At 66.3% G+C, this 25,755-nt stretch carries 23 protein-coding genes; 17 read left to right on the forward strand and 6 right to left on the reverse strand.

Annotated elements, in window-relative coordinates:
* The first annotated feature begins 66 nt into the window (after positions 1 to 66).
* Positions 67 to 1,074, forward strand: a complete 1,008-nt coding sequence (locus tag AC0VYB_RS06840; protein ID WP_223289852.1) for a DUF368 domain-containing protein — start codon at positions 67 to 69, stop codon at positions 1,072 to 1,074.
* A 51-nt stretch (positions 1,075 to 1,125) separates the two neighbouring features.
* Positions 1,126 to 1,626: a thiol peroxidase gene (gene tpx, locus AC0VYB_RS06845; protein ID WP_009375080.1), complete on the forward strand. Its 501-nt coding sequence runs from the start codon at positions 1,126 to 1,128 to the stop codon at positions 1,624 to 1,626.
* A gap of 195 nt (positions 1,627 to 1,821) precedes the next feature.
* On the opposite strand, the gene AC0VYB_RS06850 is transcribed toward tpx, so the two are convergent.
* On the reverse strand, positions 1,822 to 2,538 hold the full coding sequence (locus AC0VYB_RS06850) for a PIG-L deacetylase family protein (RefSeq protein ID WP_009375083.1): 717 nt from the start codon (positions 2,536 to 2,538) through the stop codon (positions 1,822 to 1,824).
* 62 nt (positions 2,539 to 2,600) lie between these two features.
* On the opposite strand from AC0VYB_RS06850, the gene AC0VYB_RS06855 reads away from it, so the two are divergent.
* Complete coding sequence (locus AC0VYB_RS06855) at positions 2,601 to 3,296, forward strand: hypothetical protein (RefSeq protein WP_205772082.1); 696 nt, start codon at positions 2,601 to 2,603, stop codon at positions 3,294 to 3,296.
* Here AC0VYB_RS06855 and AC0VYB_RS06860 read toward each other — a convergent pair.
* Positions 3,271 to 4,614 (reverse strand): FAD-dependent oxidoreductase, encoded by a 1,344-nt coding sequence (locus tag AC0VYB_RS06860; RefSeq protein ID WP_475385103.1) that lies wholly within the window; start codon positions 4,612 to 4,614, stop codon positions 3,271 to 3,273. The genes AC0VYB_RS06855 and AC0VYB_RS06860 overlap by 26 nt on opposite strands.
* Positions 4,615 to 4,690: 76 nt before the next feature.
* On the opposite strand from AC0VYB_RS06860, the gene AC0VYB_RS06865 reads away from it, so the two are divergent.
* Positions 4,691 to 6,265 carry a DHA2 family efflux MFS transporter permease subunit gene (locus AC0VYB_RS06865; protein ID WP_259788382.1) on the forward strand — a complete coding sequence of 525 codons (1,575 nt, stop codon included), beginning with the start codon at positions 4,691 to 4,693 and terminating at the stop codon, positions 6,263 to 6,265.
* 21 nt (positions 6,266 to 6,286) lie between these two features.
* On the opposite strand, the gene AC0VYB_RS06870 is transcribed toward AC0VYB_RS06865, so the two are convergent.
* Positions 6,287 to 6,853 carry a hypothetical protein gene (locus tag AC0VYB_RS06870; protein WP_259824264.1) on the reverse strand — a complete coding sequence of 189 codons (567 nt, stop codon included), beginning with the start codon at positions 6,851 to 6,853 and terminating at the stop codon, positions 6,287 to 6,289.
* Positions 6,854 to 7,128: 275 nt separating this feature from the next.
* Positions 7,129 to 7,656, reverse strand: coding sequence for a hypothetical protein (locus AC0VYB_RS06875; RefSeq protein ID WP_063250967.1), 528 nt, complete (start codon positions 7,654 to 7,656; stop codon positions 7,129 to 7,131).
* A gap of 445 nt (positions 7,657 to 8,101) precedes the next feature.
* Between AC0VYB_RS06875 and AC0VYB_RS06880 the strand changes: the two genes are divergently transcribed.
* Both AC0VYB_RS06880 and AC0VYB_RS06885 read left to right on the forward strand, forming a co-directional pair.
* Positions 8,102 to 9,055, forward strand: a complete 954-nt coding sequence (locus tag AC0VYB_RS06880) for a cytochrome c oxidase assembly protein (RefSeq protein ID WP_009375094.1) — start codon at positions 8,102 to 8,104, stop codon at positions 9,053 to 9,055.
* Between the two features lie 355 nt (positions 9,056 to 9,410).
* Positions 9,411 to 11,834, forward strand: a complete 2,424-nt coding sequence (locus AC0VYB_RS06885) for an HNH endonuclease signature motif containing protein (RefSeq protein WP_197931750.1) — start codon at positions 9,411 to 9,413, stop codon at positions 11,832 to 11,834.
* A gap of 72 nt (positions 11,835 to 11,906) precedes the next feature.
* Here AC0VYB_RS06885 and AC0VYB_RS06890 read toward each other — a convergent pair whose 3' ends face one another.
* Entirely contained in the window at positions 11,907 to 12,485 is a 579-nt protein-coding gene (locus AC0VYB_RS06890; protein WP_009375099.1) for an HhH-GPD-type base excision DNA repair protein, read from the reverse strand.
* A gap of 217 nt (positions 12,486 to 12,702) precedes the next feature.
* Between AC0VYB_RS06890 and AC0VYB_RS06895 the strand changes: the two genes are divergently transcribed.
* The 11 genes from AC0VYB_RS06895 (at position 12,703) to AC0VYB_RS06945 (ending at position 22,702) form a co-directional block, all read left to right on the forward strand.
* Positions 12,703 to 13,038: a hypothetical protein gene (locus tag AC0VYB_RS06895; protein WP_009375101.1), complete on the forward strand. Its 336-nt coding sequence runs from the start codon at positions 12,703 to 12,705 to the stop codon at positions 13,036 to 13,038.
* A gap of 35 nt (positions 13,039 to 13,073) precedes the next feature.
* Positions 13,074 to 13,436: a YchJ family protein gene (locus AC0VYB_RS06900; RefSeq protein WP_040340944.1), complete on the forward strand. Its 363-nt coding sequence runs from the start codon at positions 13,074 to 13,076 to the stop codon at positions 13,434 to 13,436.
* A gap of 207 nt (positions 13,437 to 13,643) precedes the next feature.
* The gene (locus tag AC0VYB_RS06905) at positions 13,644 to 14,114 is read left to right on the forward strand and encodes a DUF2087 domain-containing protein (protein ID WP_063250965.1); all 471 of its coding nucleotides are present in this window, start codon (positions 13,644 to 13,646) and stop codon (positions 14,112 to 14,114) included.
* A 313-nt stretch (positions 14,115 to 14,427) separates the two neighbouring features.
* Positions 14,428 to 14,937, forward strand: coding sequence for a phosphoribosyltransferase (locus tag AC0VYB_RS06910; RefSeq protein ID WP_009375108.1), 510 nt, complete (start codon positions 14,428 to 14,430; stop codon positions 14,935 to 14,937).
* A gap of 10 nt (positions 14,938 to 14,947) precedes the next feature.
* Positions 14,948 to 16,258 (forward strand): carboxylesterase family protein, encoded by a 1,311-nt coding sequence (locus AC0VYB_RS06915; RefSeq protein ID WP_119297226.1) that lies wholly within the window; start codon positions 14,948 to 14,950, stop codon positions 16,256 to 16,258.
* Between the two features lie 793 nt (positions 16,259 to 17,051).
* Complete coding sequence (locus AC0VYB_RS06920; RefSeq protein ID WP_009375113.1) at positions 17,052 to 19,193, forward strand: DUF7507 domain-containing protein; 2,142 nt, start codon at positions 17,052 to 17,054, stop codon at positions 19,191 to 19,193.
* Between the two features lie 28 nt (positions 19,194 to 19,221).
* Entirely contained in the window at positions 19,222 to 19,824 is a 603-nt protein-coding gene (locus AC0VYB_RS06925) for an alternate-type signal peptide domain-containing protein (RefSeq protein ID WP_167560807.1), read from the forward strand.
* A 46-nt stretch (positions 19,825 to 19,870) separates the two neighbouring features.
* Positions 19,871 to 20,524: a signal peptidase I gene (locus AC0VYB_RS06930; protein ID WP_167560809.1), complete on the forward strand. Its 654-nt coding sequence runs from the start codon at positions 19,871 to 19,873 to the stop codon at positions 20,522 to 20,524.
* The gene (locus tag AC0VYB_RS06935; RefSeq protein ID WP_131248473.1) at positions 20,521 to 21,126 is read left to right on the forward strand and encodes an alternate-type signal peptide domain-containing protein; all 606 of its coding nucleotides are present in this window, start codon (positions 20,521 to 20,523) and stop codon (positions 21,124 to 21,126) included. Before AC0VYB_RS06930 ends, AC0VYB_RS06935 begins: the two co-directional genes overlap by 4 nt.
* A complete protein-coding gene (locus AC0VYB_RS06940; protein ID WP_009375121.1) occupies positions 21,123 to 21,818 on the forward strand; it encodes a SipW-dependent-type signal peptide-containing protein in 696 nt (231 codons plus the stop codon). Before AC0VYB_RS06935 ends, AC0VYB_RS06940 begins: the two co-directional genes overlap by 4 nt.
* Positions 21,815 to 22,702, forward strand: coding sequence for an LPXTG cell wall anchor domain-containing protein (locus AC0VYB_RS06945; protein WP_259801092.1), 888 nt, complete (start codon positions 21,815 to 21,817; stop codon positions 22,700 to 22,702). Before AC0VYB_RS06940 ends, AC0VYB_RS06945 begins: the two co-directional genes overlap by 4 nt.
* A gap of 104 nt (positions 22,703 to 22,806) precedes the next feature.
* Here AC0VYB_RS06945 and AC0VYB_RS06950 read toward each other — a convergent pair whose 3' ends face one another.
* Positions 22,807 to 25,644, reverse strand: coding sequence for a LuxR C-terminal-related transcriptional regulator (locus AC0VYB_RS06950; RefSeq protein ID WP_475385104.1), 2,838 nt, complete (start codon positions 25,642 to 25,644; stop codon positions 22,807 to 22,809).
* Positions 25,645 to 25,755: the final 111 nt, after the last annotated feature.

A 25,755-nucleotide genomic window follows, 5' to 3' on the forward strand; every position in this document is an offset into this window, starting at 1 on the left:
TCGGGACGGTGCATATGAGACCCTGGAAGGAGACGTTCTTTCCCTGCCCCCTGACGAAGGCGATCCTTGACCTCACCTGCCCCTGACACCACGAGTGCTTCCGACAACCCCGTGCCGCGTTCGAAGGCGTGGATCCCGCTCGACCTCGTCCGCGGTTTCCTCATCGGCTCCGCCGAGCTCGTCCCGGGAGTCTCCGGCGGTACGGTCGCCCTGGTCACCGGAGTCTACGATGAGCTCATCGATTCCGCTGCGCACGTCGTCAAGGCCGCGAAGACGCTGGTGACGGGGCCGAACCGGGTCAGAGGCATGCTCGACGAGCTGCGCCGCACCGACTGGTTCCTCATCATCCCCGTCCTCCTCGGAATGGCGACCGCCGTCTTCAGCATCGCCGGCGTCATGGCCGGGTTCGTCACGAACAACCCCGAGCTCGCCCGCGGACTCTTCTTCGGTCTCGTCGCGGCGAGCATCGTCGTCCCGCTGCGGATGCTGCCGGCCAGGACGCCCCGCCAACCGATCCTGCTCGGCATCCTCGCCTTCCTCGCCGCGGCGGCGCTGGCCTTCTGGATGACGGGGCTGGCCGGGGGAGCGGAGGTCGAGAACCCGCCGCTCATCCTCGTCTTCCTCGTCGCCTCGATCGCCATCTGCGCTCTCGTCGTCCCCGGCGTCTCGGGATCGTTCTTCCTCCTCGCCGTCGGCATGTACACGACGACGCTGCAGGCCGTCGACAGCCGCAACCTCGTCTACATCGCGGTCTTCGGGCTCGGTGCCGTGGTCGGACTCGCGGTGTTCGTCAACATCCTCCGCTACTTCCTCCACAACCACCGCTGGTGGACGCTGCTCATCATGGCCGGACTCATGCTCGGCTCCCTCCGCGCCCTGTGGCCGTGGCAGTCCGCCGCCGAGGTGGGCTCCGACGGGGAGCCGCACGGTGCGGGCGGCCTGCTGGCCCCCTACGATCCGGTGCTCGGACCGATCCTCCTCGCAGCCGTCGGTGCCGTCGTCGTCCTCATCCTCATCGTCATCGAGTCGCGTTTCGCCGGGAAGCGGAACGAGGAGTCAAGCCAGGGAGTTTGACGTAGAGTGAGCTTCGACCGCATCTGCCTCACGTGAAGGAATGATCGAAGCATGGCGACCACAGCACTCGAAGGCAACCCCGTCCACACCGTCGGCGATCTGCCCGCCGTCGGCACCCAGGCTCCCGCGTACACGCTCGTCGGCAACGACCTCGGCGAGGTCAACTCCTCGGAATTCGCCGACAGCAGGGTCGTGCTCAACATCTTCCCGAGCGTCGACACCGGAGTGTGCGCCGCCTCGGTCCGCAAGTTCAATGAACTCGCCGCCGGCCTCGAGAACACTACAGTCGTGTGCGTCTCGAACGACCTGCCGTTCGCGCAGGCCCGCTTCTGCGGTGCTGAGAACATCGAGAACGTCATCACCGCCTCCGGATTCCGCAGCGCCTTCGGCAAGGAATACGGTGTGACCATGGTCGACGGACCCTTGGCCGGACTGCTCGCCCGCTCCGTCGTCGTCCTCGACGCCAACGGCACCGTGGTCTACGAACAGCTCGTCGACGAGATCACCACCGAACCCGACTACGACGCAGCGGTGGCCGCACTCGGCGAGTGAGGCACCACCTGCACCGTCCGCCGGGGACACTGCCGGCCGTCCACTGGGGCTCAGCGAATCCGTTCGCTGAGCCCCAGCGGCGTCTGCGGTGGACGTTCATCTCCACGGTCGAGGAACCACGGCCGAGGATCCGCGGTCGAGGATCGGCCGCCCAGGGGATCCGCGGTCGAGGGGGCAGCGCACGGCGCCGGGTCCTCACATGTCGATGACCTGCACCGGCAGCGCATACTCGACTCCGGCCTCTTCACCTGCGCTCGTGCAGATGTCAGTGATCATCTTCTCGGGCTCCGGATGATCCGACAGGGCTTCGAGGTAGACGGTGTGGGCTTCGAGGGAGGCGACGCCCTTGGCGACGTCCTCGGAGCTGAGCTCGATCGCGTTCGTCGGCTCGGAGCCGGTGACGAGGAGACGGGTCGCCTTCCACGCGGCGAGACCGGCAGCCGCAAGGTCGGTGAACAGCCACGGATTGTCCGCGTCTCGGATCGCATCGATCGTCGCAATCCCCGTTGCGCGGTGGTCGACATGATTGAGGCCCCACGGGACTTCGAGGCGCCAGTTGGTCATCATCACGGCGTCGGGACGGAATTCGCGGATCCTCTTCGCGATCGCGTGCCGGAGCGCCTGATCGGGTTCGAGCAGTCCGTCGGGGAAGTCGAGGATCTCGAGGTCGTCGACGCCGACGATGCGACAGGCATTCGCCTGTTCCTCGGCGCGCAACGGGCCGACTTCGACAGGCGGGAGGTTCCTGATGCCCGCCTCGCCGTGTGTGAGGAGAAGATAGGCAACGGTCTTGCCCTCACCCGTCCACTTCGCGACGGCCGCGGATGCGCCGTACTCCATGTCATCAGGGTGGGCGACGATGCAGAGGATGCGCGAGAGTTCGGAATCATCGAGGAGCGGGAGATCGGTCATGACCTGAGCCTATGCCTCCCCGGAGACTCGCGCCAGGATCGCAGCGGACTCTGTGCCGTACGATGTCTGTGACGACGACGGAAGGCCTGCTGATGATCCCTCGGCTGCTGCTCGGCGGAATGCTGAGCCTGAGCCTGTTCGTGACAGGGTGCTCGGCGCTCAGGGTGAGCACGTCGGAACAGAATTCGAAGCCGGTCGAAGTCGGGCTGAGAGACAGTGCGGAGGCCACACCGGAACCGACCGAGAAGGCGATCCCGGACGGGATGGAGGAGGTCGCAGTCACGCTCGGTGAGGAGTGCCCGATCTCCGTCGAGTTCGCAATGGATCGCCGATGGGGCGATGGGGTGGGCTATTCCGGCTACTGGCTGTACTCGAACGGCGATGCGCGCCTCATCAGCGTCAACTGCTACGCGTGGGGCGGGACGCAGCCTCAGGATGTCACCGACGAGGCCATGGACGTGACGTTCTCGGAATCGGGTTCTCGCGTTGTCTCCGAGAAGGTGGGCGAGACCCCGGGCGGAGTCTTCTGGACGGTCCAGGGTGTGCTGGGGCCGTCGGAGGTGCGTTCGATCGCGAGCACGGAGTCGGTGCTCTACGGGGCAGTGGCCGGGATTCGCGACGACGGCCGGCTGTACAAGGTCAGTGTCGAGATGGTGGCGAAGTCCGATGACGCCGAGGCGGCTGCCGTCTACGCGCAGATGCTTCCGACGGTGCGCTTCGCCGGAAATGCGCTCACTCCGCCGCCGGGGCTGAACTGACCGTCGCCTCCTCCGCTCGCCGAGCCCGGGTGTGTTCCGTGCCGCTCGCGACAGCTGCGTCCGCTGCGCCGCCGGACGTCCGACGCGCCGCTGCCTCATTGCTGTCCATCGCGGGGGCGGAGTCGAGGGTGTCGAGCCGTTTGAGGAGTTCACGGGCGGCGATGCGCCCGGCGCGCGTCGCCCCCACCGTGGAACTGGCCGAACCATAGCCGACGAGGAAGATGCGGTGATCGTTCTTCACCGCCACCTCGGTGTCCATGGCGATTCCGCCTTCTCGGGAGCGCAGGTGCAGGGGAGCGAGGTGGTTGAGCGCGGCTCGGAAGCCCGTGTTCCAGAAGATGACGTCGACGTCTTCGACCCGTTCTTCGGGGAAGGGCTGCCAGGATTGGGGGAGGGCGAGGCGGTCGCTCCGGGAGGGTCCGAGTCCTTCGGATGAGGCGGTCGCCTCGGCGGGGCGGGCGGGGAAGTGGACGCCGTGGGGGAGGATCTCGTCGAACATCCCATGGGAGACGAGGATCCCGGCCTCGACACCGTCGAGGAACTCGCGTCGCAGCGGAAGACCGGTGGTGCGGACGACGCTGGCCGGCGGCAGACCCGCGAGGGTGCGGGAGCGCACCGCCCGTTCGACTTCGAGACCCCAGTTGCCGTCGAACTCTCTGGCGGTGAAGTTCGGGGGACGTCGGGTGGCCCAGAGGGTATCGGTCACCTCGGCGAGCTGGAGGAGGAACTGGGTGGCGGAGATACCGCCGCCGACGACGAGGGTGCGCAGTCCGCGGAAGTCCTCGACGCCGCGGAACTGGGCGGTGTGGAGCTGCAGGCCCTCGAACTCGGCGATGCTGGGGACGAAGGGGACGTAGGGATGCGTCCACGTGCCGGTGGCGTTGATGATGAAATCGCTGGTGAGGTGGGCGCGTTCGCCGTCGAGGCGGACGGTGATCTGCAGTGGTCCGGTGCCGGGGTCGGCCGAGGTCACGTTCGCCACCTCGGCGGGGCGGACGACGCAGAGTTCGAGTTCGTCCTCGAAGCGGGAGTAGTAGTCGGTGACGATCGCCGAGGCGGGGACCGAGGGATCGGGGGTGCCCAACGGGAAGCCGGGGAGGTCGGCGATGTGGTTCGTCGACCCCAGGGTGAGTGATTCCCAACGCTGTCGCCAAGCGCCGCCAGGACCGTCGGCGGCATCGAGGACGATGAAGTCCCGGCCCGGCTTCAGACCGTCGCGCCATAGGTAATGGGCGGCGGAAAGACCCGCTTGACCTGCGCCGATGATGACGACTGGCCAGTGGGAATCGGGGAGCAGCTCGGTGAGTCGACAGACCATGGCGACAGTCTGACAGGTTCTGTTGGGTTTTCCTGTGTGAGTTGACTGAGAATATGGACGGGTTGAGGATGAGGCAGTGAACAACTCAGCAGCGTCATCCGAGCCGTCGAGCTCGTCTCAACCGGCGAATCCGTGGCGAGCACTCTGGGCACTGTGCGTCGGCTTCTTCATGATCCTCGTCGATTCGACGATCGTCTCCGTTGCGATGCCCGACATCATGGCGTCGCTCGGCGCCGACATCAACGCGGTCGTGTGGGTGACGTCGGCGTATCTACTCGCCTATGTCGTACCGCTGCTCATCACGGGTCGACTCGGTGACAAGTACGGCCCGAAGAGGGTCTACCTCGTCGGTCTCGTCGTGTTCACCCTGGCGTCGCTGTGGTGCGGGCTGACGGCCAGTGTCGGAGCGCTCATCGCCGCCCGCATCGTCCAGGGACTCGGAGCTGCGGCGATGACGCCGCAGACGATGGCCGTGATCACGCGCGTCTTCCCGCCGGACCGGCGCGGTCCCGCGATGGGACTGTGGGGTGCCGTGGCGGGCATCGCCACGCTGCTCGGGCCGATCATCGGGGGACTGCTCGTCGATGGTTTCGGCTGGGAGTGGATCTTCTTCGTCAACGTGCCCGTGGGGCTCATCGGCCTCGTGCTCGCGTGGCGTCTGGTCCCGCGCCTGCAGACGCATCCGCACAGCTTCGACTGGCTCGGTGTCGTCCTCTCCGCGTGCGGGATGTTCCTCCTCGTCTACGGAATTCAGCAGGCGCACGCGGTCGAATGGGGTCCGCTCATCGGGCCGATCACCGTGCCGTTCGTCATCGGGGGCGGGTTGGCCTTCCTCGTGGCGTTCGTGCTGTGGCAGAAGCACACCACCGCCGAGGTGCTCGTCCCCCTCTCGCTGTTCCGTGACCGGAACTTCTCGCTCGCCTGCGTCGCCATGACGACCGTCGGATTCGGTGTCACGTCGATGGCGTTCCCGTTCATGCTGTGGGCGCAGAACGTCCTCGGGTACACCCCGACCCAGGCGGCGCTGCTGCTTGCGCCCATGGCCGTCGTTTCGACGCTGCTCGCCCCGTTCGTGGGCCGGATGGTGGACACGGGCAATCCGCGGCTGCTGGCGGGGATCGGGCTGGCGGCGTTCTCTGTGGGACTGTTCTGGTTGGGCGCACTCCTCGATGCGAACTCGTCGCCGTGGAGGGTGGTGCCGGCGATCGTGTTGCTGGGCGTGGCCAACGGTTTCATGTGGGCACCGATCAGTTCGACAGCGACGCGGAATCTGCCGCTGCACTACGCGGGCGCTGGGTCAGGTGTGTACAACACGGTGCGTCAGGTCGGGGCGGTGCTCGGCAGTGCGGCGATCGCTGTGGCGATGGAGGCCCGGCTTGAGGCCAACATCGGTGATGCCAGCGGCCTGGCCGGCGGCGGTGAAGCCGGTGTTGGAGGTTCCGGTGGGGCTGGGGCTTCCGGTGGGGCTGGGGCTGGCGCGGGTGGTGCCGGCGGTGGGGTTGGACCTGACGGATCCGGGATGCCCGAAGCGATAGCCTCCAGTTTCGCGGATGCGATGGGGCAGGCGCTGTGGGTCCCGGCTGCGGTCGTCGTCATCGGTTTCATCGCTGTGATGTTCTTCGAGCGGAGGAAGCACCGTGTGGAGAAGTGACTCGGCTTGTGCCGACTGATGTCACTGACAGTCGGGGCCGTCGGGATTCGTCGCGCAGTCCTCGTCGACGAGGTAACGGTGGAATCGGTAGACATCGATCGCCAGCTCGTTGCTCGCCACGTAGGCATAGCCGTTGATGGGAATCCACGGGCCGCCGTCGACCGAGAACTCACCGCTGAAGGTCGTCGTCATGCTGACAGTCGTCGGGCCGACCTTCTGGAAGTCGTGGCCGATGACCGGGTCGTCGCCGGGTTTCGGCTTCGATCCCTTCTTGGTCGTCGTCGCGCCGGTGCCGTCGCCGAAGTCCCAGTTGTACTTCTCGGGTGTGACTTTGACCGTGACGGCGTAGCCGAGGAGAGTCATGTCGATGTAACTGACATCGGCGTCGGTCCAGAACGCCGCGGGTTTGCCGATGACCGCCCAGTCCTTGGGCCATGCACTGATCTTGGGTGCAGGGATGTCGAACGTTTGGAACTGTGATTCGGGGATCTCGGTCGGCGGTTCCGGCCGAGCAGGACCCCCGCCTCCACCGCCGCCACCTGGCGGATCGGGAAGGTCCGCGCAGATGTAGCCGAGCTCTTCGTACACGCAGTCCGGCGGTCCGCTGCCGCCCCCACCGGAGCCCCCTCCGCCGCCAGAGCCGCCGCCTCCGCCTGAGCCGCCGCCACCTGAGCCGCCCCCGCCACCACCCCCGGAGCCGCCGCCGTCTCCCGGGCCGGGAGGGGCAGGGGGAGCAGGAGGCTCAACAACACTGCAATCTCGACCTACCATCGATCCACAATCGGGACCAGATGCTAGTGCTGCGGCTTGCGACGTCGTGACTACTACCACGATCAAGCACCAACCGAGAAAGAGTTTGAGACTCAGCCCTTTTTGCATTCCTTGCTCCGCAAGTACTGGTTGGCGATCTTCCACGTGCCGTCTTGATTGTCTGCAATATGTTGCATCGTCAATGCCTTAGGTTCCAACGAGGGAAGCGGGTCGCCTTTGTTGACGACACTCCACTCCGAATCGCGATTGCAAAAGAGGATGCTGACTTTAGTTGGCGTGTCAACGTCTTCAGGAATCGTCACGCTTTCTATCTGTACGTCGTAAAATCCATACTTTCCTGCCATGTATTGGTTATTTGATCGCATCTCCTCCGCATCCGTTTTCAATGACTCCAACGACCCGCCTCTTGCGAACTTCTCGGCTTGACCGAGATTCTCTCCACCCGATGCAAACACCTCGTTGATGGTCTCTATGTACCCATCGAACGCCACCAGCGCCCCTTCCACCGCTTCTTTCTCCTCGTCGGTGAGGTCGAGGTCGGTGGTGTACTCGGGAACGGATGGCGAACTGGCCGATTCGGACGGTTGTGGCGCTGGGAGCGTCGACGTGGGCGCGCTCACCGGAGAATTGTCAGCACATGCCGTTGTGAACGCGCTCAGGGCGACGATCCCAGCGATTGCAATCGACGCCCGACTGCGGCGTATTCCACGCGCGCGAGGTAACCAGGGTCGACGAACGGGTGTAGCGAATCCGGTTCTCATTCCACGCCTCTGTGGTCCGTGATTCCGGCACCGTCACTGTCCGGGTGCCCGGGAGCACCACATTATGCGAGTTCCCGCCGATTGAGAACAGATGAAGTTGAATCTGTGGATAACCCGCGCACGAGTCGAAGGGGCCCAACCGCCCGTTGCACCTCCCACCGATATGGCAGGCGCACGACGCCTCGCGACAAGAGCACGCGGCGACGCGCACAGCTCCGGGGAGTAATCTTGACCGAGGACATGGCCGCTGTGCGAGCGTCACGAGCGTGCGCACAATCCCTGCAAGATTGGTATCACCTGAACAATGACCGACCTGACGTGGATCCCGACTGAAGCCCCTTCGCTGAGCGCATTCCTCGGCTTCGACCTACAGCCCATTCCCGTCATCCCCGTCATCGCCGGGCTTGTCGCCCTCGCCTATACCTTTGGCTGGATCCGCCTGGCTGTGCAGGGTCGGCCGTGGCCGGCATGGAGGGGAATCCTCTTCCTCCTCGGGTGTGCGCTGCTCGCCGCGACGATGGGCCTTGCGATCGAGGGCTACGGCCAGGTCATGTTCTCAGTCTTCATGTTCCAACAGATGACGCTGATGATGGCGGTGCCGCCGCTGCTCCTCCTCGGCGCTCCAGGTACGCTGCTCCTGCGGTCGACGCCGCGCAATCTTCCCGGCCGGATGGTGCTCAAGACGGCGATCTTCGGACTGCGGTCATGGCCGGGCAAGGTGATCGTCCATCCGCTGTTCTCGATTCCGCTCTTCCTTGTCCTCTTCTACGGCCTCTACCTCTCGAACGCGGCGAGCTGGGTCTTCAACCAGGGGATCGGCGTGCACATCGCGCTCGAGCTCGTCTTCCTCTTCACGGGAATCGTCTTCAACGCGACCCTCATCCCCGCCGATCCGCTGCCAGTTCCCGAATCCCACGTCGTCCGCATCTTCCACTCCTTCATGGAGGCAGGCCTCCATGCGTTCTTCGGCGTCATCGTCATGATGGCGACCCTTCCGTTGGTCGATCGTTTCGCCCAACTCCCGCCGAGGTGGGGGATCGACCCGATGGAAGACCAGAAGCTCGCCGGTGGGATCGCGTGGGCCTACGGCGAAGGCCCTGCCGTTCTCATCCTCCTCATCATCCTCATCACCTGGTTCCGGCAGGAGTCGAAGAACAACGAGATCCGCGACCGCTCAGTTGCGGAGCACGGTGACAAGGAGCTCGACGCCTACAACGAGTACCTCAAAGGACTCGCGCGTGGAGAAGAGCGGGGCTGAGGCTCCGCTGGTCGTGTTTTGCCCCGGTGTCATCACCGGCGCGTAAGATCACCCCCAACCAGGCCGAACCCGCCGCGTCGATCAGCTGCAACCAAGCCGAACCGACCGCGTCGATCGGCCTCACGCCCCAGCCGACCGGGGACCACTGCTAAGGCGTTCGGAGAGTCACCGCGCACATTCGCCCCTGATCAGAAGCGCAGACCATCACACACCCAGCACACTTGAGAACAAGAAGAGTTGACGAGGGATTCGAAGCGCATAGAACAGTAGTCAAATAGTCGAACAAAAAACAAAGAAAACCATTGACAACGCCGAAATAGGTGTATAATAGGAGCATCAACACCGACGTTGATGAATGGACCAGGAGGCCATGACTCTCACCCCGGACCGCACCCCGAAGAAGCCGAAGCGCCACGCTCCGACTCCCTCGCAGGATGCGCCCGGGCCCGATGAGACGTCGACGAACCCCCGCAGGACACCCGCGGCTGATGGTCCACGTGACGAGGCGATCAGCGAGCAACTCCAGTCACTGCGCGACCAACTCGCCCAGGCCGGATTCGACCTCACCGGCCACCCCCTCGCCGACGACTTCGACGCCCTCGACCCCGTCACCACCAACACCCCGGTCCCCGAGGACCCCGCCTTCGACTACTTCTCCACGATCGATGACTCCGACATCGACCTCTTCGGACCCACCACCTGCGAACCGGACAACGCGACCGATGCTCGGCCCTGCGACGAATCCGCACAGCACTGCGACAACGCCGTTGCCGGCACCCCAGACACTGCTGCATCCATGCCACAGTCACCCACGCACCCCGAGTCCGTGCCTGCCGAGACTCCCGGCGTTGAGACCGCCGAGACTTCCGGCACAGGCACCGTCGAGACGGCTGATGCTCCTGGGTGGGTGAGTCGCCACCCTCTGCTCACTGATACTGCGTGGGCGGACCTGTCGGGGTTCGCTCCGGAAGTCACGACCAGTATCACCACGCTCATGGACTTCAGCACCGGGTTGCGCTCCTTCGACCGGCCCATGGGCCCGGATGAGGCTCTCCTGCTCATCGATGGTACTGAGGCTCTGTCCCGGATCACCGAGGCCCTCTCCACCCTGGCACTGTCGGTCTACGAACGTGTCGGCACACCAGCTGACACGGGTGCCAAGGACACGAAATCCCTCATCCGGGACCGGCTCAACCTCACCCCGACCGAAGCGAACCGGCGTACCGAGTTGGCGAAGAATCTCGGGGGCAGGGTCGATACCACCGGACAAGCCCTGCAACCGTTGTGCCCGGAAGTCGCCGAAGGCCTCCATACGGGCATGCTCTCGGCAGGGCAGGCGAAAGTCATCGATGACTGCCTTGATGACCTGCCCGCCTGGGTGTCAGCCGAGCAGCGGGCGGATGTGGAGAAACGCCTCGTCGACTACGCACCCCAGGTGCGGGTGAAGGATCTGCGGGGGATCTTCGATCGGATGCTGGCCTATATCGACCCCGACGGGGCCAAACCTCGTGAGGAGACCCCGCGTACGGACTATTCGGTGACGGTCCGGCCCAAGCGCAACGGGGACTGGGTGCTCGGGGGACTGCTCGACCCGGTGTCCGGGGCGGCATTGAACGGGTTGCTCACCTCCCGCATCCACTCAGTCACCCCCGACGGTACCGCCGCCGGTGCCGGTGTCGGTCACAGCAACGCTGACGCAGACCAGGGCGACGCGCCTCTGGCAGGAGAGGATGCTTCGAAGACCGCACCCCCCGGGTGCTCCGGCGCATCGACAGACGGCAGTAGTGCTGCCGGGGGCCAAGATGCGCTCTTCGATATCGTCGATCAGGTCCTCCACGGGGACCTCCACGATGCGCCCCTGCCGATCCCGCAGGCACCCCCAGACTGGGCAGCCCCGCCTGCCACCGACGACGCCCACATGCTCGGCAACGGTGACGGCGACGGCACGGGTTCTGCCACTTCGGCCGGAATCACCGATCCGACCAACACCACAGGCGGCGTGGCTTCCGGTTTCCCGGTCGGGGTCGGGGTGCGTGAGGACGGCACCCCGGTCGACCTCACCGGGCAGCGGCCTTCGGCGCGGGCGTGGATCTATGAACGCTTCGCCACCCTGATCTCTCGGATCAGCATGGACCAGGCCGGCACCGGGTCGCCTTACGCGCTCGTGGTGACCGCGACCGCTGAGGACCTCGCTCTCCGGACTGGGGAGGGCACGACCGGGGTCGAGACCCCGATCCCGATCCACGAACTGGCCACCAACGGGCTCAACGGGGACGTGTTCTTCCACCTCATGAGTGAGACCGCGCACACGATGCAGGTGATGACGGAGAAACGGTTCGCGAACAAGAAACAGGTCGCGGTCATCACCGCCCGTGACAAGGGGTGTACGTTCCCCGGGTGTGATGCGCCCCCGGGGTGGTGCGAGGCCAATCATGTGGTGCCCTGGGCCAGGGGTGGGAAGACGACGATCAACAATCTGGCCCTGGCCTGCAGTGCCCACCATCACCTGTTGGATCGCTCCGACTGGGAGATGCTCATGCTTCTGGATGGGCGTCCGGCGTGGAGACCACCGGCGTCGGTGGATCCTGCCCGACGACCACTGTTGCATCCGAGGTTCCTGGCCGAGGAGATCATCGCGTCCCTCTTCGACGACCACCCCGACGAATCCGGGCCCAGCATGGAGAACTCCGACGGTCTCACGGCGGAGTCCGTGGATGAGCGCAACAGGTCTGACGGGGACGAGGCCCGCGGTGGTGACTGGCCGGACGCGGCTGCGTGAGAGGGCACAGCCCTGCCTGCAGTCGATTCTGGGCACAGCCCGGTCCCCAGGGGAGTGCCGGTCAGTGTCGAACTATTTCTTCGCTGCTTTCGCTGCGGCCTTCGCCTGCTTCTTGAACGCCCGGACCTCCTGGAGGGTGTCCTCGTCGACAACATCAGCGATCGAGCGGCGACTGCCCTCAGTGCCGTAGTCACCAGCGGCCTCACGCCACCCCGACGCCTGCAGACCGAACTGCTTGCCGAGGAGAGCGAGGAAGATCTTCGCCTTCTGCTCCCCGAATCCCGGGAGCTTCTTCAGCCGCTTGAGCACCTCGGCACCCGTCGGATCCCCGCTCGTCCAGATCGCTGAGGTATCGCCGTCGTAATCGTCGACGATCGCCTCGGCGAGCTTCTGCACTCGCGCCGCCATCGACTTTGGGAACCGATGCACAGCCGGCTTCTCGGCGAACTTCTCGAGGAACTCATCCGGGTTCATCTCAGCGATCTCATGCACATCGAGCTTGCCGAGTCGGTCGGCGAGCTTGGCCGGACCTGCGAAGGCGACCTCCATCGGCACCTGCTGGTCAAGGAGCATTCCGGTGAGCAAGGCGAAGGGGTCATCGGCGAGGAGTTCGTCGGACTTCGGATCACCTGAGAGAAAGACGGTAGTCATCTCCCCATATTCGCATGTCCCGTGGCGACCTGCCATTGTCCGATTCGCAACATGGGCAGCCGGCGGCCGTGACCGCGGGTCTGGCAGATCGCGATTCGATCGAGCTCGACTTTTTTGGGAGGACAACCTCGACTTTCCCTGCGAAGAGAACTCTGCCGCTTCCGGCCGAAGAGGCATAAGGTGGACTCGCAACCGACGCGAGAGAGGGCGGCGTGACATGAGTGAAGCGGTCGAGTACTTCGAAAGCGAACAGAACGACAACCGTGTCAGCACAGGGGTCTACAGGCTCAGGCTCGAGGTGCGAGAGGACGAGGACTTCGCCCAGAAGGGCATGGTCGAGATGACCGAGGACGGCACAGAGCTCATGCCGCGAGAATTCGTCGTCCACTATGAGACTCGCGAAGATGCCGACGATGCCTACAGCCGGATCGCCGAGGTGCTCGGCGACGACGAGACCATCCACTTGGAGAAGCGCAACGGCACCGGGCAGTTCACTGAGTGGATCCAGCTCGAGCCCGAAGACTTCTATGTCGACCCCGGTTCGGACAGTTGAGGTGAGACGCGTTGATGATCTGCCCGTGCTCGGGAATGCCCCCAGGAGCCAGCTTCGAAGACTGCTGCCGGCCCGCCCTTGATGGTCAAGTGTGGCCCACCACCGCCGAGGCGCTCATGCGTTCGCGCTTCACCGCCTTCAGCCTGAAGAACGCCGACCACCTGTTCCGCACGTGGCACCCTCGCACGCGACCGACCGATCTCGGAGTCGACGACCTGGTGACATGGACCCGACTCGAGGTTCTCGGCACGACCGCCGGCGGCGAAGGCGACGACACGGGAACGGTTCACTTCCGCGCCCACTATCGAGACAGCCTCGGCGAACACGTGCTCGAGGAGAACTCGTCGTTCGCCCGCCGCGCGGGCCGTTGGCTCTACCTCGGACCCGCCGACGGGTGAACGGCGCTCCAAGCGTCGCGCTCCAAGCGCTGGCGCAGCCGCTATACTCGGACCCAGTGGCGCATCCGACGCCCAGCCGCGGTCTGACACCCCAGCCTGCAGACCATTCGGCGAAGGGGAGCGAATCCTCGGATCGTCCTGTTAGTGGTGAATTCCTGACCGGGCATCGAGCTGGGGCGAAGCTCGGTCGAGCAAGGATCGACCACGATGACCAAGAACAGCGACTTCAAGAGCCTCATCCGCGCCCGCATGGCCGAGACGGGGGAGAACTACACGTCCGCTCGCGCGGCACTGCTCACCGAGAACCTCGTGAGGCAGACGGAAGCGCCGGACCTCGAAGCCCAAGCCGCCCTCGAGCGCTACAAGAACAAGGTCCGCGCGACCTTCGTCAAGGACGGTGCGTTCACCGCAATTCCCACCAAGCGCCGTGCCCTCGTCGTCCTCCTCCTCGACATCCGCACGAGCCTCGACGCGGATCGGGTCTATACGGAGAAGGAACTCAATGCGTACCTGGGTCGGTTCCACCCGGACTTCGCCCGCCTCCGACGCGAACTCATCGACTACCGGTACCTCGAACGCAACGCCCACACCGGGGAGTACTGGATTGCCGCGGAGCTGCCGGAGAGGCGCGGGTTCATGATCGAGGAGGCAGGAGTACTGGAGGACTCCGTTCGCTGACGCGCGGGCACAGCTGGGGCACCAGTGGGCTCGGATGGCGCGGCTGAACCGCCGTCCTGCGTCCCTGGTGAGGGAAGGGTTCCCTCCTGCACTGTCTGAGTCGATCCGGTGAAACGGTGCCGCCGATTCGGATGGCAGTCCGGCCGCTCGGACGCGTATCCTTGGAATCCCGACGGCCCGAATCCCGATGGATCGATCCCCGAGGGACGGAGCCCGTCGGACAGAATCCCGACGGGACGAACCCCGCGGGACCGAACTTCGACGGATCGATCCCCCGCCGGACCGCGAGCCGCTGACCTTAGAAGGAGATCCCATGAGCCAGGCCTACCACGCCGATTCGTCCGACCTCACCGACAAGGAGATCCTCACCTGGGACACCTTCGGACAGTCGGCCAGGGAGCTCGCCCAGACCATCGCCGACTCCGACTACGATCCCGAGATCGTCATCGCGATCGCCCGCGGCGGACTCCTTCCCGCCGGTGCACTGGCCTATGCCCTGGGGCTGAAGCTCTCCGACGCCATCAACGTCGAGTTCTACACCGACGTCGAAGAGACTCTGCCCGACCCGATCCTGCTTGCCCCGATGCTCGACATCGACGCGATCAAAGGCAAGAAGCTCCTCGTCGTCGACGACGTCGCCGACTCGGGTCGCACGCTCGCCCTCGTCCTCGAACTTCTCAAGAAGAACGGCGCCGAGGCCCAGTCCGCGGTCATCTACGCGAAGTCCGCCTCCATCGTCGACCCCGACTTCGTCTGGAAGCGCACCGACCAGTGGATCGTCTTCCCCTGGTCTGCCGAACCCCCGGTCCAGCCCTCGCGCTGACCCGCCGAGGATGAGCGCACCCTTCGACATCCCCGCTCCCTGCGGACGGGTACGTGCGACGGTCGACGGCACCGTCGTGCGCGCCCGCGGCATCCGCTATGCGAGGGCCGAACGGTTCGCCCACCCCGTCGACGAACCCGCCGTCGACGTCATCGACGCCACGAGGCCAGGTCCCGCGAGCCCCCAGCACCGGGTCGATCCCAACGCCGACATCAGCTTCGACCAGATCGGCGGACTGAGCACCAGCGAAGACTGCCTGCGGCTGAGTGTGACGATGCCGATCGACACGCCGCTGACCGGAGACGGTCCAAGACTGCCCGTGCTCGTATGGATCCACGGCGGTGCGTACGTCACCGGGGCAGGCGACGCCGAGATCTACGACCCGCACACCCTCGTCGACGAACAGCACATCATCGTCGTCTCCGTCACCTACCGCCTCGGCGTGCTCGGCTACCTGGGCCAGGGCAGACCCGAGCACTCCAATCTCGGACTGCTCGACCAGATCTCCGCGCTTCGGTGGGTGCAGCGCAACATCGCCGCCTTCGGAGGCGACCCAGACAACGTCACCCTCGCCGGTCAGAGTGCCGGTGCCGACGCGTGCGCCCATCTCATGATCGCCGAGGCGACCGACGGCCTGTTCTCGCGCGTGATCATGGCCTCCGCCCCCTTGGGGCTCTCCGGCGGCACCGACTCGATGAACTGGGCCATGGCGAAGGTCGCAGCCCGCATCCCCGACGGCGCGACCGTCTCCGAGATCCTCGCCGCTCAGGACGAGGTGCACAAGGCCGCTCTCGTCGGAGGACTCCACGCCGGCATGTGCTACGGCGTCCACTACGGCGACTACCCCCTGCCGTCCCGCTCCGAGGCGGCAGCGGCATGGGCGCGGGAGGCGCCGAAGTACGACGTGCTCATGACCCGCACCGAACGCGAGATCGCATTCTTCGCCGGCTTCGTTCCCGCCTTCCACCGCCTCCACGACCGCAGGCTCACCTCGCCGATGCTCGAATCCCTCATCTCGGGCATCACCTCGGCGGTCTACACCCGAGCGGCCAAGGAATTCTACGACCGCCACCGGATGGCCGGCGGTCAGGGCGCCCGCCTTCTCATCGTCTCCCGCGGCGACGGCAGCTTCTTCGACGCCGCCCACTCCGGAGACCTGCCGCTGCTCTTCCCCGGTCCGGTCTGGGACTCGAGCTTCCTCAACTACGGTGTCGCCGCCGAGGTGGCCGGCCCTGAGCTGCGGAGGATCTGGGGCCGTTTCGCGACCTCGGGATCCCTTCCGAGGATCGCGGTTCCAGGACTCATCGACATCCTCGGGTGAATGACCGGTCTCGACCCCCTCGGTCGATCCGGGTCAGGTCGACGTGCTCGATGAATGGCGCGGGTCGACAAGCTCAGAGGCGCGGCAGCATAGCGACTATGCGACCCGGACGACCGGGTCCTGCCGATAGGAGTGCCTCCGTAGCGTCGATGAGAGCGCCTCCGTGACGCGCCTGCACCTCGAGAACCATGTACCCTGAGGTGTCACAGTTGGAAAGGCAGCCTGCCGACCACCGAGTGCGGAGTTCGGAGTCTGCGCTGTCGTATCGGTCGGACTGCTGAGCCCGTCGGGCTGCTGAGCCGGTCGGGCTGCTGAGCCCGTCGGACTGCTGAGTCGCAGGGCCGGATTCGAACCCCGCGCACAGTGAAGCGGGCATTGGACCCGCGGTGGCTCGGGTAGCCCGCGGTGGCTCGGGAGGGCCGTGATGGCTCGCGCGAGCCGTGTTAGCTTGTGCAGCCCGTGGTTGCTCAATCGGCCCGTGGTTGCGCAATCGACCTATGGCGGCTGAGGCGGTCCAGGATGCCCTTGCCGGCTCAGGTGGCAGCGGTGCAGAAGGCTTGTGGCGGCTCTGGCGGCCCGGGGTGCCCTTGCCGGCCCAGGCGGCAGCGGTGCAGAAGGCCCGCGGTGGCTGAGGCGGCCCGTGGCGACGTGAATGCCGGCATCAGGGCTGTGGGCTCACACCCAACGCCGAACCCAACACTTTCCCAACGCCGAACCCATCCATTCGGCCAGGGTCGAAACGCCCGCAGATTCCTAGACTCGAACCGTTGCTTCATGCTGTTCGAGGAGATCGTTGAGAAACCCGCAGAAGAACCGGCTCACCCGGGCCGGGATCACCATCGCCGCCGTCCTGATCACCGTATTCTCCATCGTCCCCGCAGCACAGGCGACATCCCCCTCCGAGGCCCCCATCCCCGCCGAGGCCCCCACCTCGGCACAGAACCTCGCCCAGGAAGAGCCGCCTGCGACCGGCGATGTCCCGTCGAACAAGGACAGCGCGCCGACCGACGGCGAGACCCCGGCGAAGGACGATGCTCCGGCGAAGAGCGAGACTCCCGCGAAGAGCGACGCGTCAGAGGGGAAGGACTCTCCGGAGAGCGGCAGACGCGCCACATCCCCGAAGTCCGTCGCGCCTCAATCGGTTCCCAGCGCCTCCGGCGACAACGCCGTCATCACCGTCAAGGTCGGCGGTGACCGGACCAGCGAGACCACCGTCAACGGACTCCAGGGCGTGAAGCTGCGCCTCTACTCTGACCGCTCAGGAAGCATCGGCAGCCCGCTCAGCGAGACCTGGGCGTCATGCACCTCCGACCGCGACGGCGACTGCTCGTTCACCGTTCCCCAGACCAACCGGAAATGGGTCTGCTCGCTCCTCGTCTTCTGTGGGTGGGAGAACCAGGCCAACCGCGACAAGCGATTCTGGGTCGTCCAGGAATCCGCTCCCGAAGGGTGGAGCGCCAACGACCGCCTCATCGTCGGCACCTCATCGAACCACTCGAGCGAACGCTACGCCTTCCGCACCGGAACAGAGCTGCGCAATGGACAGACATACCGCTCGGGTGACCAGTTCATGAACACCGGCCGCCGCAACATCACGACGAATTCGACGGGCACCTGGCAGAACACCCGCCGCAACCCCGCCCTGCAGGTCTCATGCTCGGCCGGCCTCCGTGTCGCCCTCGTCCTCGACCTCTCAGGTTCCGTGTCGAACTCCGGCGCCCTGGGCACCCTCAAGGACGCGTCGAAGGGTATGGTCGACGCGCTCAAGGGCACGAGCTCGTCGATGGCCCTCTACACCTTCTCCAATGACTCGCCGCGCAGCAACACCGACGACGGCCGCAACTGGCCGTCGATGTCGATCGACCCAGGCAGCAACGCCGAGACGATCAAGTCCCGCATCGACGCCTACGCCACAGGCGGCGGCACGAACTGGGACAGCGCGATGTGGGAGGTCGCCAACACCGCAGACCCCTACGACCTCGTCGTGGTCGTCACCGACGGCATGCCGACCTACTCGATCAACAACACGAGCAACGCCGACTCCAACGGCTCGACCACCAGTTTCGACGAGATCGAATCAGCAGTCTTCTCCGCCAACGCCGTCAAGGCCAAGGGCAGCCGTGTCATGGCCGTCGGCGTCGGTGAGGGAGTCTCGAGCGGCGGAGCCAACCTCGCAGCGATCTCCGGCGGCACGAAGTACACCACCGGCGAGTCGATCAACGACGCCGACTACTTCCAAGCCGGGTGGGAGGAGCTCGCCGACCTCATGGCGAGCATGGCCAAGGGAGCGACGTGCCGTGCCGACATCGAGATCGATAAGAAGACCCTCGCCTACGGAGCCGCAAGCCCGAGCCCCGGCGGTGCGGGATGGACCTTCTCAGCCACCGCCTCGGCGCCGGGAACCCTCGCCCCGGCCCGGCAGCAGACGACCGGGGACACGTCGACGGTCGACTACCAGGTGAAGTTCTCCACCCCGAAGCCCGCAAGCGCCTCGAAGGTGACCATCGAGGAGCTCCTCAGCGACAAGCAGACCGCTGAGGGGTGGAAGCTCGACGGCGCCGAATGCCGCATCAACGGGAAGAAGATCTCCGTGACCGCGGACAGCATCGGCTTCGACGTCACCGCCGGCGACACGGTCAAATGCACAGTGACGAACAAGCAGACGCTCGTACCCGGCATCTCGATCGAGAAGAAGGCGTGGGACACCCCGACCGCAGCGGGACTCGACGGGGCGAAGGAGATCCCCGCCGGTGACTCGGTCCCAGACGGCACGACCGTGACCTGGACCTACCTCGTGACGAACACAGGCAAGACCCCCCTCGACGGCATCACCGTCGTCGACGACAGACTTCCCACTTCCTCGGTGAAGTGCCCGAAGACCCGCCTGAATCCAGGCGAATCCATGACCTGCTCCGCCTCTGGCGCAGTGAAGTAGAACCGATACACGACAACAGGAGAGAATCGTGAAGAAGCAGACCCTCGGAATCGTCGCCGGAGCAGCTGGAGCAGCCCTGCTCCTCGGCGGCGGAACCTTCGCCCTCTGGACCGACAGCGCCGAGGCCGACGGCGGCCAGATCACCGCAGGTAACCTCGACGTCGCCGTCACCGGCTCCGCTTGGCAGGACATCTCGGCCGACCGCCCCGACAACCCGCACGACATCGACCTCAAGACCTTCAAGATCATCCCGGGCGACACCGTCCAGGGCACGTACGGCGTCGACGTCGGACTCGAAGGCGACAACATGGTCGCGAAGCTCAAGCTCGCCGGCGGCGGCCAGCTCGAAGGCGCTCTCGCCGAGGGTCTGAGCCTCAAGTACAGCGTTCAGGACGCCGCGGGCAAGGAGATCGCGACCGGTGACAACGCCGGTGTCGAGGTCTCCCTCGTCTCGTCCGACAACACCGCTCCCGGGGGCACCCAGGTGGCAGCGGGCACGGTCGTCGACGGCACCGCCGACTTCAACGTCGTCGTCACCGCCGAATTCGCCAAGGACACCCCGAACCGCGAGCTCGTCCAGCAGCAGGCTGCTCTGGCCGGCTCGAACATCCAGCTCCAGCAGGACCGCTGAGCAGACTGAACACCGCCGAGGCGGCTGAGACACGAGGTTGATGAGAATGGCGCGGCACTCCCGGACTTCAGGATTCGCACGCGGACTGCGGTCCGGGGTGTTCGCCATCCTCCTCCTCGGTCTCCTCGGCCTCGTCGTCGCCGTGGGCGTCGTGCCCAAGGTGATGAACGGTGCGGCCCTGACCGTGCTCACCGGGTCGATGGAGCCGACGTACGAACCCGGCGACATCGTCGTCTCGGTGCCGCAGGAGCAGTACCGCATCGGCGATCCGGTGACCTTCCAACCCCGGTCAGGCGACCCGATGCTCATCACCCACCGAATCGTCGCCGTCACCGACACCGACGAGGGCCGGACCTTCGTCACCCGCGGGGACGCCAACGGCAGCGACGACGCCCCCATCGTCGAAGCCCAGGTGATGGGCAAGGTCCTCTACTCGATCCCCAAACTCGGCTACGTCCAGCAGGCCGTCGGGGGCAACACGGGACTGCTGGTGGCCGGCATCGGCGTTCTTCTCATCGCCTACGCCGCTTTTGCGTTCGTCTCCGCGGCCGTGGACCGGCGCCGGAAGACGACGGCTTCCCAGGCATCCGCGGCAGGCGATGATGCGGCGCCCGCGATGAGCAGCGCTGCCGTGGGATCCGCGGGCAGCAGCGCTGAGACACACAGTACCGAGGCATCCGAGACGGAGGCGAGATCATGACGACGAGGACCAGCTGGCGCCTGCCGCTCCTGGCCACCGCAGTCCTCATCGCGGGCACGGCCGCCGGCGGCGGCACCATGGCCCTGTGGAAGACCGCAGGCAACACGGCGCCGGCAGCGATCATCGCCGGCGACCTCGACGTCACTGCGGGGGAGACCACGTGGACGGAGACGTCGAGCGATGTCGCGAACTCCGGCCGGACGATCGACCCGGAGACCTTTCTCGTCCGCCAAGGCGACACCGTGGAGATGACCCAGGACTTCACCACGCGCATCGAAGGCGACAACATGTCCGCCCGGATCGCCGTCGACTGGGCCGAACCCGCTGAGCTGCCCGAGGGTGTCACCGCGGACTACACAGTTCTCGACTCGACGGGCACCCGCCTCGGCGAGCCCACCCCCGTCGGCTCGGATCTCGTCCTCGACGAGAACCGTCTGGTGACCGGCAACGACGGACGCACCGATGACTTCTCCGTGGCCGTCACCCTCGACTTCGCCGATATGAGCGACCGCGTCGGGGCCGAGAGTCCCGTCCAGGTGGCCGACCTCGGCCGCTTCACCTTCACCCTCGACCAGGTGCGGGAGCCGGGAGTGCGCCCGTGAAGTCGAACATCTCACTCAAGAACACCCTCATCCTCAGTCTCGCGGCAGTGCTCGGCATCCTCCTCGGCATCGGCGGCGGCACACTCGCCCTGTGGAGCGACAACGCCTCCGGGACCGGTGAGATCTCCAGCGGCTACGAGTACTTCGCCGCGGGTCGAGTCGATGACACGCAGGCGGCAAAGGACAAGAAGGCCTCCGTCAGCCTCGGCGCCGCCGAAGCCGAGACGCTGCTCAAGGACGGCGAGGTCGCTGTTGCGCTGCAGACGGACTCGCTCAGCCAGGGCAACAAGGGCCTGCGGTACGAACTCACCCCACCGGATTGGTCCGGAGGCATCTTCGGTGCCTCCGATGTCAGCGTCTTCCGGGTGAGAGCACCGAGCGAGTGCACGGTCGCGAACACCCCGACCACAGCGCAGGACCTCCGGTCGACCCCGGTGAGCGCTGAGTACTCCGAGACCACCGATCCGACGATCGAGTACTGGTGCGTGAGCGCGAAGCTGAAGAACAACGGCGAGGTCGGCCAGTACGAGAACACTGCGACCGTCACCGCAGAGGATCCCGCCGGGACGAAGGTCGAGGCAAAGGACTCGTGGAACGCGAAGATTCGCCTCGGGCTCGACCCGAAGCAGGAGCCGAACCGGGACATCGTCTTCAAGTACGAGACCTTCCGTCCGGGAGGTGTCGGCCGGTGAGACTCGTCCGCACCCTTCTCGTCGCCCTCCTCGCCGTCCTGATCCCCGGGGCTCCGGCCCTCGCGGCAGACAGCAGCAGAGCCATCCAGATGTCCTGGGACGGCAGTGCCTACAGCGACACGACGACCGAGAGCTTCGTCGGGTTCCCCGTCACCGTCCCCGGTGACTCCACGTCGCGCACTCTCACGGTCCGCAACGACGGCCCTACCGGCGGCACTCTGCGGGTGAGCATCGTCAACGTCGACCTCCTCGAGACTCCGATCGCCGATGAGTTCTACGACGACCTCCGCATCACCTGGAACCGGGGCTCCTCCTCGATCAGGGAGCTCGATTCCGCCGGTACGACGCAGGTCATGGAGATCCCGCTGGCCAAGGGTGCGACGACTCCGGTGACCATCGGCTACGACTTCCCGGTCGAGGCGACATCGGGCAACAGGTCGAATGTGGGTCTCCGGCAGGGAAGCTTCGATGTGCTCCTCGAACTCGGCGGTGATGACGCCGAGGCGGACGACAGCCCCGACTCGAACGCCGGGTCGAACGCGGAGGATGATTCGAGCACGGACTCGAGTGCGACGGCTGATTCGGACGCGACTGCGGAGTCGGATGCGACGGCGGGCTCTGACTCGACAGCCGCTGCTGCCTCCTCCGACGCGTCAGCGGATCCCGACGGCGCCTCCGGTTCGAGCTCTGCCTCCGCAGGAGCGAGCGCTGACGCCGATGCCGCAGCGAACGCAGAGTCGTCGGCGAACGGCTCTGCCGTGGTCGGCGACGGCGGGGGCGACCTGCCGCGCACCGGTGGTGCGATGTGGTGGCTCGCCGTCGTCGGTGCGATCCTCGCCGGCGTCGGTGCGGCACTCGTACGCACCGTCCGCCGCCGCGACTGAAGCACCCGCAGCGACTGAAACACCCGCCGCGACTAAGGCACCCGGCCGCGACCACGTCACCCGGTCCAGCCTCCCGCATACCGCCTGCCCCGCGCGGCGCCTGGTCAGTCCCCGACGGCGATGCCCGATTCGTGGAACACGGCGGCGACCTGGCTGCGTCTGCTCAGCTCGAGTTTCCGGAGCACGTTCGAGACGTGATAGCGGACCGTGGCAGGGGCGACGAAGAGCTCGGCGGCGATCTCCTGATTGCTCCGCCCCTGTGCGAGCAGACGACTGATCTCCCGCTCACGCGCGGTGAGCGAGGAGAGGAGATCCCGCTCCGCCTGCGACACCGAGCCGAGGACGTCGCGGATGCTCGGCAGATAGGCCGCCGCGCCGATCCGCCGCACCGTCGCCAGGGATCGCTCGAGCATCGTCCGCGCCCGCGCCCGCTGGCCCTCGGCGATGAGGAACATTCCGTAGTCGCGGAGGGTGAGCGCGTGGGGGAGTGGGAAACGGTCGTCCCCGACCGCCTCGTCGAAGAGTCGGGCCACTTCCTCCGCGCCGATCCGATCGGGGGAGAGGCCCGCCCGCTCGACACCTGCCCGCGCCTCCTCGCTCCCGGCCCAGGCGGTGCCGAGGAACCCGGAGAGCAGCCTGGCCTGCGCCCATTCGAGTGATCCCCAGTACGGCTGCCACCCCCGGCCCCGCTTGTCGATGAGGGTGCCGATGAGCTCGGCAGCCTCGCCGAGGCGTTCGAGGTCGATGAGCGCATGAGTCCGATAGTTGAGGAACCCCCGCTGGGTGCCGACGAGCGAGCGCACCCTGTGCGGGGCCGAGGCGTCGATGACGCCCTGCGGATCGCCGGCGGCCCGCGCCCGCTCGCACTCGGCGTTGACGATCATGTCAGCGGCGTACGGCTGCCAGGCCAGACTCGTCTGCCGGTCCGTCTGCGCGTCGAGGTCGATGAAGTCGGGCACCCCGCGGACCGCATTCACCCACGCCTGCAGTCCGCTCAGCGGCAGCCTCGTCTCGACGTCGATCGTGCTTCCGCTCGACTCCGTGGCGAGTTCGACGAGCTCGGCCGCCTCATCGAGCGATCCGAGCAGCGAGGTCGTGTGCGCGTGGATGAGCCGGACCGTGCCCTCTCCCCATGTGCGTCCCACCTGCTCGAGGAGGTCGACGGCGGTCTCCGCCAGCGAACGGGACCGGTTGATCTCACCGATCATCATCGCCACGATCGCGAGCGGCGTGAGCGCATCGACCTTGTGCGGCGACGGCGGGAGGGCGAGGACCTGCGGCACAAGGTCATCGAGCATGCCGGAGACGGTGACGGCATCGGAGACGACGACGGACTGGAGCATCGTCAGGGTGTCCAGGAGCACGAGGACCGGTCCGGGGGCGACCATCCACGCGAGAGCGGGATCGCTCACCTCCTCCGGTGTCTCCGGTCCGCGGGCGATGATCGCCTTGGCCTCGGCGACGACGGCCGGCAGCTGGTCGTAGTCCTGACTGCGGATGACCTCGACGACGGAGAGGAAGCCGGCATAGGCCTGCAGAGTGCGCACATCGGCATCCGTGTGCTCGAGCGCGAGGAACTTCGCCAACCGCGCCCGGGGGAACTCCTGGTCCTTGCGGTAGGCCATGATCGTGAGCATGATGCACTCCCTCACCGGAGTCTCCGGCAGCGCTTCGAACTCGGGGGCGAGGTCGAAGAGCGAGTACACGGTCTTTTTCTCCATATTGATGAGGCCGAGCCGGATGAGGAGCGCATCCCGGTCGCTGCCGGTCGCCAAGTCGAGGCTCCGCCGGAGCACATCGTTGATCGTCGCATAGCTGCGTCTGACCACGGCGTCGTCGATGAACTCCCGCACCGCCTCGGCGAGTTCCGGACTCCATTCGGCGGCCCCGCTGAGCGAATACCACATCCTCCGGAACCCCTGCGCACTCGGTGCCAGGGCCCGGTAGATCGCCTGGGCCCGAGCGCGCGGGAGCATCTGCCGCACCGCGTGGGCGATGAGCGAATGCCGTGGGGACACCGTCGAACCGAACCCGGACTCCGTGAGCACGGAGGCGGCGACAGCGGGACCGATCTCGACGTCCTCGCCGAGGCGGTCGGCCACCTCGGCGACGGTCGTCGGTCTGGTCTCCGGACCCGCACAGCAGACGATCTCCACGGCCGCCTTCGCGGCGGGCGGCAGCGTGTGGAACGGTCCGAGAAGGGGGTTGCGCGCCGGTTCGACGCCGCGGATGGGGATGTCCCAGAGGAGGTGGAGCTTGTTGCGCTCCTGCGGGGTGATACGGCGGAAGATGCTGTCGATGCCGAGGAACGACCCACCCGTCGAATTGCGCAGCGTCTCGGCGGTGAACGGGGAGATCGACGCCCCGAGCACGTCGACGGCCAGGGCCCGGATCTCCTCGACGCTGAGCGGCTCGAGGACCTTCGTGATCCCTCCAGGGGTCGATTCGGCGAGATCGGCGAAGAACGTCATCGCGGTCGAATCCATGTCGGGCAGTCGTCCGGCAACGACGATGAAGAGTCCCTGTCGCATCACGCGCGGCACGATGTAGCGGAGCACCAGCCGGGATTCGATGTCGATCCACTGGGCGTCGTCGACGATGATCGTCCGCAGCCGACCGTCGCCCTTGTCCATGAGCCCGAGCAGGATCTCCCGGGCGATCTCCATCGGCGGACGCGTCGGATCGATGATCGGGAAGGGAGCGGCGCACGTGCTCAGGAGCCGTTCGATGAAGCTGTACGGGATCTCCTTCTCGAATTCGTCGGCGGTGGCGAAGCAGACCGTCGACGCTGTGATCATCCGCTCGCCGATCGCGCGCAGCAGCCAGGTCTTGCCGGTCCCCGCGTAGCCGGAGACCATGAAGAGCAGGCCGTGCTCGGTCACGGCCCGTGTGCAGGTGTCGTCGACCAGGCGGTCGCGTGCTCTGATGGGGCTCAAAGTCACTTCGGGATTCCTTTGTGGGTGGGGAGTGCTGCCCCTCCATGATCGGACATCGTTCACAACAGATGCTGTCAGTCATGATGTGAGGCGCAACTCGTTATTCGACCGTAATAG

The sequence above is a fragment of the Brevibacterium sp. Z349TD_9 genome, assembly GCF_056173565.1.

Coding starts and splice junctions, on each gene's coding strand:
- AC0VYB_RS06890 (WP_009375099.1), bottom strand. CDS start 12,485: ATGACTACCGTCTTTCTCTCAGGTGATCCGAAGTCCGACGAACTCCTC.
- AC0VYB_RS06910 (WP_009375108.1), top strand. CDS start 14,428: ATGAGCCAGGCCTACCACGCCGATTCGTCCGACCTCACCGACAAGGAG.
- AC0VYB_RS06855 (WP_205772082.1), top strand. CDS start 2,601: ATGTCTGTGACGACGACGGAAGGCCTGCTGATGATCCCTCGGCTGCTG.
- AC0VYB_RS06905 (WP_063250965.1), top strand. CDS start 13,644: ATGACCAAGAACAGCGACTTCAAGAGCCTCATCCGCGCCCGCATGGCC.
- tpx (WP_009375080.1), top strand. CDS start 1,126: ATGGCGACCACAGCACTCGAAGGCAACCCCGTCCACACCGTCGGCGAT.
- AC0VYB_RS06850 (WP_009375083.1), bottom strand. CDS start 2,538: ATGACCGATCTCCCGCTCCTCGATGATTCCGAACTCTCGCGCATCCTC.
- AC0VYB_RS06895 (WP_009375101.1), top strand. CDS start 12,703: ATGAGTGAAGCGGTCGAGTACTTCGAAAGCGAACAGAACGACAACCGT.
- AC0VYB_RS06900 (WP_040340944.1), top strand. CDS start 13,074: ATGCCCCCAGGAGCCAGCTTCGAAGACTGCTGCCGGCCCGCCCTTGAT.
- AC0VYB_RS06860 (WP_475385103.1), bottom strand. CDS start 4,614: ATGGTCTGTCGACTCACCGAGCTGCTCCCCGATTCCCACTGGCCAGTC.
- AC0VYB_RS06885 (WP_197931750.1), top strand. CDS start 9,411: ATGGACCAGGAGGCCATGACTCTCACCCCGGACCGCACCCCGAAGAAG.
- AC0VYB_RS06930 (WP_167560809.1), top strand. CDS start 19,871: ATGGCGCGGCACTCCCGGACTTCAGGATTCGCACGCGGACTGCGGTCC.
- AC0VYB_RS06880 (WP_009375094.1), top strand. CDS start 8,102: ATGACCGACCTGACGTGGATCCCGACTGAAGCCCCTTCGCTGAGCGCA.
- AC0VYB_RS06915 (WP_119297226.1), top strand. CDS start 14,948: ATGAGCGCACCCTTCGACATCCCCGCTCCCTGCGGACGGGTACGTGCG.
- AC0VYB_RS06935 (WP_131248473.1), top strand. CDS start 20,521: ATGACGACGAGGACCAGCTGGCGCCTGCCGCTCCTGGCCACCGCAGTC.